Annotated in this window: 6 protein-coding genes and 3 tRNA genes; 7 read left to right on the forward strand and 2 right to left on the reverse strand. The window is 66.3% G+C overall.

The window, feature by feature from the left end; translation table 11 throughout:
- The first annotated feature begins 160 nt into the window (after nucleotides 1-160).
- The 3 genes from VGF12_RS06385 to VGF12_RS06395 are packed head-to-tail and all read left to right on the forward strand — an operon-like array spanning nucleotide 161 to nucleotide 3,279.
- Nucleotides 161-1,285: a glycoside hydrolase family 18 protein gene (locus VGF12_RS06385; RefSeq protein ID WP_331175205.1), complete on the forward strand. Its 1,125-nt coding sequence runs from the start codon at nucleotides 161-163 to the stop codon at nucleotides 1,283-1,285.
- Nucleotides 1,286-1,295: 10 nt separating this feature from the next.
- Nucleotides 1,296-2,246 carry a cupin-like domain-containing protein gene (locus VGF12_RS06390; RefSeq protein ID WP_331175206.1) on the forward strand — a complete coding sequence of 317 codons (951 nt, stop codon included), beginning with the start codon at nucleotides 1,296-1,298 and terminating at the stop codon, nucleotides 2,244-2,246.
- Nucleotides 2,247-2,262: 16 nt separating this feature from the next.
- Nucleotides 2,263-3,279, forward strand: coding sequence for a cupin-like domain-containing protein (locus VGF12_RS06395; protein WP_331175207.1), 1,017 nt, complete (start codon nucleotides 2,263-2,265; stop codon nucleotides 3,277-3,279).
- A 107-nt stretch (nucleotides 3,280-3,386) separates the two neighbouring features.
- Here VGF12_RS06395 and VGF12_RS06400 read toward each other — a convergent pair whose 3' ends face one another.
- Together VGF12_RS06400 and VGF12_RS06405 are read right to left on the reverse strand one after the other, a co-directional pair.
- Nucleotides 3,387-4,991, reverse strand: coding sequence for a tryptophan halogenase family protein (locus VGF12_RS06400; RefSeq protein ID WP_331175208.1), 1,605 nt, complete (start codon nucleotides 4,989-4,991; stop codon nucleotides 3,387-3,389).
- A gap of 107 nt (nucleotides 4,992-5,098) precedes the next feature.
- Nucleotides 5,099-7,894, reverse strand: a complete 2,796-nt coding sequence (locus VGF12_RS06405) for a TonB-dependent receptor (protein WP_331175209.1) — start codon at nucleotides 7,892-7,894, stop codon at nucleotides 5,099-5,101.
- Between the two features lie 569 nt (nucleotides 7,895-8,463).
- Between VGF12_RS06405 and VGF12_RS06410 the strand changes: the two genes are divergently transcribed.
- The 4 genes from VGF12_RS06410 to VGF12_RS06425 form a co-directional block, all read left to right on the forward strand.
- Nucleotides 8,464-8,548: transfer RNA gene (locus VGF12_RS06410), tRNA-Tyr, on the forward strand.
- Nucleotides 8,549-8,585: 37 nt separating this feature from the next.
- A tRNA-Gly gene (locus tag VGF12_RS06415) sits at nucleotides 8,586-8,659 on the forward strand.
- 74 nt (nucleotides 8,660-8,733) lie between these two features.
- Nucleotides 8,734-8,808, forward strand: a tRNA-Thr gene (locus VGF12_RS06420).
- Nucleotides 8,809-8,859: 51 nt separating this feature from the next.
- Nucleotides 8,860-9,000: GTP-binding protein (locus VGF12_RS06425; protein ID WP_255459082.1), on the forward strand; the 141-nt coding region annotated here is incomplete at its 3' end.

Raw genomic sequence — 9,000 nt, forward strand, 5'->3', positions numbered from 1 at the left:
AGCCGCGCGACCATGAGTTCGAGGTTGACTGGGTCCTGCACGCCGCGAGCAAGACCGTCAGCCCCGCCGCCATGCAGGCCCGTGCCGCCCAACTGCGCAAGCAGGGCGTGGCTCGGCGTGACACCGTGCCCGACGTGGGCCTGACCAGCGAATGCAACCTATGAAGAAGCTCTGGATCGCCTCGCTCTTGTTGGCTGCCAGCGTGGCGCGGGCGGCCCCGCCCATTGTCGGCACCTACATCCTGGCCGAGCGCGGCGTGGAGGTCGTCGAGCAGCTCAAGCCCGGCCGCGTCACGCACCTGCTCTATGCCTTCCTGCTGATCTGCGGCGAGGGTCAGCGCAAGGAGGAGGCCGCGGCCTGCGCCGGCAAGCCGGCCTTCAGCATCGCACCGCATGCCGACCAGGACACGTTTTCCGGCGCCTTCCAGCGCCTGAAGGCGCGCGACCCCCGGGTGCAGGTGCTGGCCTCAGTGGGCGGCTGGGGCGGCTCCGACCCCTTCTTCCATCTGGCCGCGACGACCGAGGGCCGCCAGGCCTTCGTGAAGTCCTCCACCGACTGGCTGCGCGCCCATCCGGGCTTCGACGGTCTGGACATCGACTGGGAGCACCCCGGCTCCAATGGCTCGGCCAATGGCATCCCGCTGGGCAGCCCGGCCGATGGCGAGCGCTTCGTCGTGCTACTGCAAGAGCTGCGCGCGGGTCTGGACGCGCTGGGGCGCGAGACGGGCAGGCGCTACGCGTTGACCACCGCGATTGCGACGACCAGGGAGCAGCTCGTGCGCATGCCGATGGGCCGTGCCGCCGAGGCGCTGGACCTCGTCTTCATGATGACCTATGACTTCGCCGGCCCCTGGACGAAGCAGGCCGCCAACCACACGGCGCTTCGCAGCGCCAGGCCGGGCCTGGACACCAGCCTCGAAGCCGCGGTCGCGAACTTGAAGCGCGAAGGCGTGCCCGCGTCCAAGCTCGTCGCGGGCGTGGCGATGTATGGCCGAGGTTTTGACGGCGTGAAGGCCGACGGCAGCTATGCCAGGCCCTGGCCCAACGAGGATGGCTCGGTGGCCTTCAAGGACATCGCGGCGCTGAAGGCGCAGGGCATGACGCGCCGCTTCGACCAGCGCACGCAGTCCTGGGCGATGGTGGGTGGCGGGAAGTTCGTCGGCTACGACGATCCGCGCGCCGTGCGCGCCAAGGTGGCCTTCGCGAAGCGGCAGGGGCTGGCCGGCGTGTTCGCCTGGGAACTGAGCCAGGACAATGGCGAGATCCTGAACGCGATGCAGCCCTGAAGTTCTGTACATGAAGCCGGTCGAGACGTGGTCGGCGGCTGATGCGCCGGAACTGAAAGAGCACCTGGAGCGGCATGCCGAGCCTGTGCTGCTGAAAGGCCTCGTGCGCGAGTGGCCGGCCGTGCAGGCGGGGCTTGAGACGCCGCTGGCCATCTGCGACTATCTTGCCCGTTTCGACCGCGGCGTCGAAGTCATGGCCACCAAGACGCGCGCCGCAGCCCGGGGCGTCATGGGCTACAACGAAGGCCTGACCGACTTCGCATTCGTCAAGGCGCGCATGCCGCTGCCGGAGTTCATGGCTCACCTGGCCGCCTATCTGCCCGCGGACGCCGCGCCCGCCATCGCCGCGCAGTGCGCCAAGGTCAGCGACGTCATCCCGGGCTTTCTGGACGAGAATTGCCTGCATGTCCTGCCCGGCGCGGTGCCCAACTTCTGGCTGGGCAACGCGCTGACGGTGCCGGTGCATCACGACCATCCATACAACCTGGCCTGCGTGGTGGCCGGGCGGCGGCGCTTCACGCTGTTCGCGCCGGACCAGGTTGGCAACCTCTACATCGGCCCGCTGGAGCACACGCCGTCGGGCGCGCCCATCTCGGTCGTGCATCCCAACCCACCGGACTTCGAGCGCTACCCGCGCTACCGCGACGCGCTGGCGTCGGCCCGCGTCGCCGATCTGGAGCCGGGCGATGCGCTCTACATCCCGCCGCTTTGGTACCACCAAGTCGAGGCGCTGGAGAAAGTGAACCTGCTCGTCAACTACTGGTGGCCGGTCGTGGGCGCCCGGGACCTGCCCACGCCGGCAGCGACGTTGATGCAGGCCATCCAGGTGCTGAACGCGCTGCCCCCTGACCAGCGCGACGCCTGGGCAGAGATGTTCGGGCACTACGTCGTGCAGCGTGAGCAGGAGCCCGACGCGCACATCCCCGAAGCATGGCGCGGCGCCCTGTCGCGTAGGGGCTGACGCAGGAGGCGATGGCATGCGGCCGATGAAGGAGATCGAGGGCATCACGCGCGAGCGCTTCGAGCGCGAGGTCGTGCCGGCCTACCAGCCCGTGGTGATGCGCGGCCTTGTCGGGCATTGGCCGCTGGTGGCGCGGGGGCGGACGGGCCTGGAGGCCTGCCTGCAGTACCTGACGGACTTCGACAATGGCGAGCCGGTGGACGCCGTGCTGGCCAAGCCCGAGCCCACGCGTGCTTTCAGCTACAAGCCTGGCCTTGCCGGCTTCAACTTCATGCACGACAAGCGGCCCTATGCCGCGCTGTTCGAGCAACTCTGGCGCTACAGCCATTTCCCCGAGCCGCCCAGCCTGGCGGCTCAGAGCGCGCTGGTGTCGGCGGCCCTGCCGGGCCTGGAGCAGGCCAATGCCTGCCCGCTGCTGGACGCGGACGCGGCGCCGCGCATCTGGATAGGCAACCGCGCCACCGTACCGGCACACTTCGACGACTCCCACAACATTGCGTGTGTGGCTGCGGGGCGGCGGCGCTTCACGCTGCTGCCGCCGGCCAGCGCGCCGCTGCTCTACCTCGGTCCGCCTGACTACGCACCCACGCCGGCGCCGATGTCGGTGGTGCCCGATCTTCATACTGCCGACCCAGTGCGCTTCCCGCGAGTCGCCGAGGCGTTGGCGCAGGCCTGGGTGGCCGAGCTGGAGCCGGGCGATGCGATCTACATCCCGCCGCTGTGGTTCCACCAGGTCGAGGCGCTGGCGCCGCATCTCAACATCCTGATGAACTACTGGTGGCGTCCCGATGCGGCACCGGGTCGCCCCGACGACTTGCACCTCGCGGCCTTGCGCCTGGCCATGCTGGCGCTGCGCCACCTGCCCGACGGCGAGCGCGAGGGCTGGCGCGCGCTGTTTTCGCACTACGTATTCGGCGCGCGGGGCGAGGGGCTTGCACATATTCCCGAGACGCAGCGCCACCTGTACGGCGAGATCGATGCGGCGCAGGACGCGGTGATGCGCAAGGACCTCGCCGACCGGCTGAAGTTCTAACGCGTTCGCGGGCGGCGCCCGCCATTTGCGCGCGCAGTGTCTGCAGGGCAGAGACAGCGGCCTTCCAGAGCGAGGCACGCCGTACTTTGCGCGACTGAGACGCAGTGTTACCAGAGATAGAGCTGCAATGTCTTGTCGCCCACGCGCGGCGGGATGTGGGCGAGCAGCTCCCGGTGGTCGGGGAAGTTCGTGGCGCAGCGTGATACGAAGTCGTCCACCGCCGCCAGATCGTGCCGGGCCTGGTGCCCCTTCGGTGCCTGCAGCTCGTCCGGAAAGATGCCCATGCCGGCCAGCAGTGCGTACCAGGACACGATGGGATAGCCCTGCCCGAAGTGGCCCGCCCTCAGGCCGGGGGCCAGCGGCTTGCGCGACATCCACGTCATCAGCACGCCCTGCAGCGATTCCGACAGGTGCATGTTCTCGGCATTGGCTCGCCAGTAGTCGGTGTCGGTGCGCGAGCTGGTCTTGTAGTGGGCAACGATGTAGTCGCGCGTGTTCTCGAAGCGAACGCGCATGGCCTCGTTGAAGGCGTCCTGCGCGGCAGGGCCGAGGTTGCCCTTCTCCAACAGCTCCACCAGCATGGCGGCGGTGCGTTGAACGAAAAGCAAGGCGGTGGCTTCCAGCGGTTCGATGAAGCCCTGCGACAGACCCACGGCGACGCAGTTGCGGCTCCACTGCCGGGCCATGCGGCCCACGCGCATCTTCAGGTGGCGGGCCGGAACGTCGGCCTCAAGCAGGCCGAGGTGGGCGCGCAGTTCGGTCTCGGCCTGGTCCGCCGAGCAGTGGGCGCTGCTGTAGACATAGCCGTTGCCGTGGCGGTTGGTCAGCGGGATTTTCCAGGCCCAGCCATGGGGCAGCGCAGTGGAGACGGTCTGCGATTCGATGGGGCCTTCCAGCGGCGTGGGCATTGCGATGGCCGCGTCGTTGAAGAGGTTCTCGGCAAAGGGGATGAAGGGTGTTTGCAGCGTCTGGCCGATCAGCAGTGAGGCGAAGCCAGTGCAGTCGACGAAGAAGTCGGCGGCGAGCGTCTCGTCGTCGTCCAGCCGCAGGCAGGCGATGTCTCCGTGCTCGCCCAGTTGGACTTGCCGGACGTGTCGCTGCAGATGGACGACGCCGCGTGCCAGCGCCTGGGTGGCGAGGAACTGGCCCAGCAGCGTCGCGTCGAAGTGGTATCCGTGCCAGACGTCGAAGGGAAAGCCAGCTTGGGCCCGCGGTCCACGGGCCTGGCGGGCGAGTGCTGCCGAGACGAAGAAGCGGTCGGGGTGGGCGTGCACGTCTGCGCCGTCCAGCCGTGCATGCACGTTGTCGACGAACTGGTGCATGGTCATGTTGTCCAGCATCGACGCAAAGGGGTGGAAGTAGCGTTCGAAGCCTGGTTTGGTGGACCACCTCTCGAAGGTGATGCCGCACTTGTAGGTGGCGTTGCAGGCGGGCATCCATTCCGACTCTTCGATGCCCAGCCCATCAAAGAAGCCGCGTAGCCATGGCGTCGAGCCCTCGCCTACGCCGATGATGCCGACCTGCGGGCTCTCCACCACCGTCACCTTCAGTCCCGGGCCGTAGGCGGTGGTTGCCAGCATCAGCGCGGTCATCCAGCCCGCCGTGCCCCCGCCGACAACGCAGACGTGTCGCACGGGGGGCGGTGCGGCGGTGGAACCGGCCAGCGGGCGCGCCGCGACTTGATGGTTGAAGATGGTGGCGGTGTCGGTCATGGGCGCCTGCAATGGGAAAAGGGGAGCGCGCAGTGCACGCTCCCCTTCGATTCTGGTGATCTGCGATGCTTGCCGGAACCCGTGGGTTCCAGCAGGACCGGTCGTCGTCAGAACTTGATGCGGGCGGTCAGGTAGAACTGGCGGCCGTTCTTGTAGATGCCGCGTGGCTGCACTTCCGAGGCGTAGTACTTCAGCTTCGGATCGTTCAGGTTCTGTGCATCCAGACTCAGAGCAAAGTTCTCGCTGAACTTGTAGCCCAAGGATGCCGACAGTACGCCGTTGCCCTTCTGGTAATAGTCGGTGCCGCGGTCGGTGCCGATGAAGATGTCGTCGGTGTAGCTGTAGTTCACGCGGGCCGAGAACTGGTCGTTCTCGAAGTAGCCGCCCAGCGTGAAGGAGTTCTTCACGTCTCCGCGCAGCACATGGCCGTCCTGGTCGTGACCGTCGGCGAAGGTGTAGTTCGCGCTGACGCCAAAGTTGTTGAACACCGGCGTTTCGAACGCGAACTCCAAGCCCGTGACGGAGGCCTTCTTGTTGACCAGACCCGTGACGTTGAACTGACGGTTCACGAGCTGCGGGTTTCCGCCCACCTGGTTGGTGTTGGTCAACAGCGTGGGGTAGGTCGCGATGAAGTTGCCGTTCGTGATGTAGCTGCCCATCTGCATGTGGAAGGCGCCCATGGACACGAAGGCGCGCGGTGCAAAGTACCACTCGATGTTGGCATCGAAGTTGGTGGAGCGGATGGGCTTCAGGTCCGGATTGCCGGCGGTGCCGCCGCCCACGACGTTGTTGTCCAGGAACATGCCGGTGGTGTTCAGCGTCGTGAACGCCGACAGGGCGGTGTAGTCGGCGCGGGTCACGGTGCGGCTCAGCGCCAGGCGGCCGACGACGTTGCGCGTCACGTCCACACGGATGCTGGCACTGGGCAGCAGGTCGGTGTAGCTGCGGTCGGCGGTGGTGGCGGTGAAGTCGCCGAAGGCGGACGACACGTCAGGCTTCTCGCCCGGGAAGCTGGGACGGAAGGCGCCGGACGACTGCTTGGTGCGAACCGCACGCAGACCCACGTTGCCGCTCCAGCCGTCGCCTTCCAGGTTGCCCTGCAGGTAGGCCGCCGTGGTGGTTTCCTTCACGCTGTACTCGCCGCCGTCGAAAGGTGAGCGGCGGGCAATCGGGTCGCGGTTGGTGACCCGGGCGTTGTAGGCAGCGAGGTCCTGGGCCGAAATGAAGCCCATCCCCGTCGGGAAGCCGCTGCCCAGGCCGCTGCCGTAATTGCCGGGGTAGTACTGGCTGAGCGCCGGCAGCGTGTAGGGCGAGTTCTGAGGGGCATCGTTGCCGTTCGCGTCGGCGCAGGCGCTGGGCAGACTCCAAGTGAAGCCGCTGACACGGTAGGGCGTGCCGGTAGCGCAGCCAGGGCCCTGGTTCAGCGTGGCGTCGGTGTAGCGCTTGTGCTGGGCACTGCGGACGCCGAACTTCAGACTCTTCAGAATGCCTGCGTCCAGCGAGTACTCGCCGTCCACCTGCGCCCAGTCTTCCTTGTCGTTCACGATGACGTGCTCGGTGCCGAAGATCCAGTCGAAGCCCGATGTCGGGGCGTTGAAGCTGAAGGCCGGTGCCGTGTCATTCCCCTGCAGGCCATAGCTGGCCTTGGTGGTCTTGATGTTCAGCTCGACGACGTCCTGGCTGACAGTCTTGCCCTTGCCCTTGGAGCTGCCGGCGTTCGCGGTCAGCGTCAGCGCGTTGTTCACCTTCCACGAACCGTCCAGGCTCAGGTAGTTGCTCTCGGCGGAGGCCTTGCGCGAGATCATGTCGTAGTAGCCGGCCGTGGACGGGGTTGCCCAACTGAAGGTGGCCTTGCTCAGCGTCTTGTTGCCGTTCTTGTCGGTGACGATCTGGTAGTCCGAGATCGAGGCGCTGTCGATCAGGCCGGCGCGCGGCGCGATCATGTAGTTGCGGTTGTAGTTGTCCGCATCCATCTTGGACGTGAAGCCGGTCAGCGTCAGGTCCACGTCTTGCGTCGGCTTGAACTGTGCGCGGACCAGGCCACCCTTGCGCTCGCGCTCCTGCGTGAAGTAGGCGGAGCCGATCAGGTCAGGGGTGTAGACGCCATTCAGCTCGGGGTGCGCGGCGACCAGGGCTGGCGCGTTGGTGCTGTCGAGCTTGTTGATGAAGCCCAGCGTCTCCACGCCATCGCGGCGCAGGCTGCGCTTTTCCGAGAAGGCCTGCACCAGCACGCCGAAGGTCTTGGCCTCGTTCTTGAAGTTGGCCAGCACGCTGATCTGCGGGTCGGTCTTCTTGGGCAGGTCCGCGTAGACGGCGCCTATGCCTGCCTCGAAGGTCAGCGCCTTGGCAAAGTCCAGCGGCTTGCGGGTGATGATGTTGACGGAACCTGCAGTACCGCCTTCCACCAGCGAGGCCTCGGCGCTCTTGCGCACCTCGACGCGTTGCACCAGTTCGGATGGCAGCAGCGAGTAGCTGACGCTGCGGCCCACGCCGGCGCCGGTCTGGTCCAGCACGAACCAGTCGCCGTTGGCGATGCCGTGGCCGTCCAGCAGCGTCTGCGTCAGGCTGGGGTTGGTGCCACGCAGGCCCACCCGATCACGCTCGTCGAAGCCGCCTGAGCCACCGGCTGGGCTGTTCAGGATGGTGACGCCCGGCACGCGGGCCAGCGAATCGGCCACGTTCTTGTCGGGCATCTTGCCGATGTCTTCGGCGGAAATGACGTCGATGTGGGCGTCGGCGTTGCGCTTGACGCTCAGCGACTTCTCCTGCGACGCGCGGATGCCCGTGACCGTGACGGTGTCGAGCTGTTGTGGAGTCTGGGCTTGCTGGGCCAGGGCGACGCCGCTGGCGCCGAGCAGAGCGATGAACACCGCCTGCGAGATGGGGGTCTGCTTGACCTTCATTTACTGTTCCTCGTTGTGGCCATTGATCGGGGCGGCGGTGACTGCTTTGGGTGTGTTGCATACCACCTTCGGTCCGGTTGCCGCCTCATTTGCCCTTGTGAGGTGCCAGCAACCAGTGTCATGCCACTGTAGCTATTGATAACGCCACTTTGCTACCAATTTCTCATGAGGAGTTTCCCGAGTGCTACCCGCGCCGCCCCGGGCGGTGCATCGCTCCTCTCCAGGTGAAGGTCTTTTGGAGACTTTTATTGGTATTGATGTGGTATTGAATCGTGTTGGCGAACTGTTGTGCTCGGGCGACGCGGGGCTTGCATCCGGCGCGGTTGGGGGTGCGTGCGCTACGTCGCCGCGTCGCGGGGCGCGTCAATCTGGTCCGGGATTGGTTGCTTGCTCGGATGCGGTGGGGTGCGGGGTGCAGGGTTGTCGTGGGCGGGTGGTGGCGTGGCGACCTGGCCTGCCCGCGCGAGCGGTGATGGGGTGCTCCATGCTTCGGTCGACTCTTTTGTTCTTCTTGTCGACGCCTCTGTTGCGCCCCCGCTGCCCTGTGCTATAGTTGCGGGCTTGCCTCAGGAGGGGTGGCCGAGTGGTTAAAGGCAGCAGACTGTAAATCTGCCCGCATTGCGTACGCTGGTTCGAATCCAGCCTCCTCCACCAAAGCGTGCCTGGCATGCCGAGGTCAAGAGCTCCCAGGGCGGGAGTAGTTCAATGGTAGAACCTTAGCCTTCCAAGCTAATGACACGGGTTCGATTCCCGTTTCCCGCTCCATCAGCGAGGAGTTTGGTCGGCAAAGCGTCGACACCGGTTTGCCGGCCAATCCCTGGCGGCAAACCCGTGCCGATGCCCATGTGGCTCAGTGGTAGAGCACTCCCTTGGTAAGGGAGAGGTCACGCGTTCGATCCGCGTCATGGGCACCACCCTTTCTTTTTCTTCTACTCGTCTCAACGGGTTCGCCTCAGGAGCGCAAGATGGCAAAAGGCAAGTTTGAACGGACCAAGCCGCACGTGAACGTGGGCACGATCGGTCACGTGGACCACGGCAAGACGACGCTGACGGCTGCGATCGCGACCGTGCTGTCCAAGAAGTTCGGTGGCGAGGCCAAGGCCTAC

Source organism: Roseateles sp., from assembly GCF_036404855.1.
Classification (GTDB): Bacteria; Pseudomonadota; Gammaproteobacteria; order Burkholderiales; family Burkholderiaceae_C; genus Pelomonas.

Bases quoted from the DNA above. Each gene is read 5' to 3' on its own strand.
- VGF12_RS06405 (WP_331175209.1), bottom strand. From the start codon at position 7,894: ATGAAGGTCAAGCAGACCCCCATCTCGCAGGCGGTGTTCATCGCTCTG.
- VGF12_RS06395 (WP_331175207.1), top strand. From the start codon at position 2,263: ATGCGGCCGATGAAGGAGATCGAGGGCATCACGCGCGAGCGCTTCGAG.
- VGF12_RS06385 (WP_331175205.1), top strand. From the start codon at position 161: ATGAAGAAGCTCTGGATCGCCTCGCTCTTGTTGGCTGCCAGCGTGGCG.
- VGF12_RS06400 (WP_331175208.1), bottom strand. From the start codon at position 4,991: ATGACCGACACCGCCACCATCTTCAACCATCAAGTCGCGGCGCGCCCG.
- VGF12_RS06390 (WP_331175206.1), top strand. From the start codon at position 1,296: ATGAAGCCGGTCGAGACGTGGTCGGCGGCTGATGCGCCGGAACTGAAA.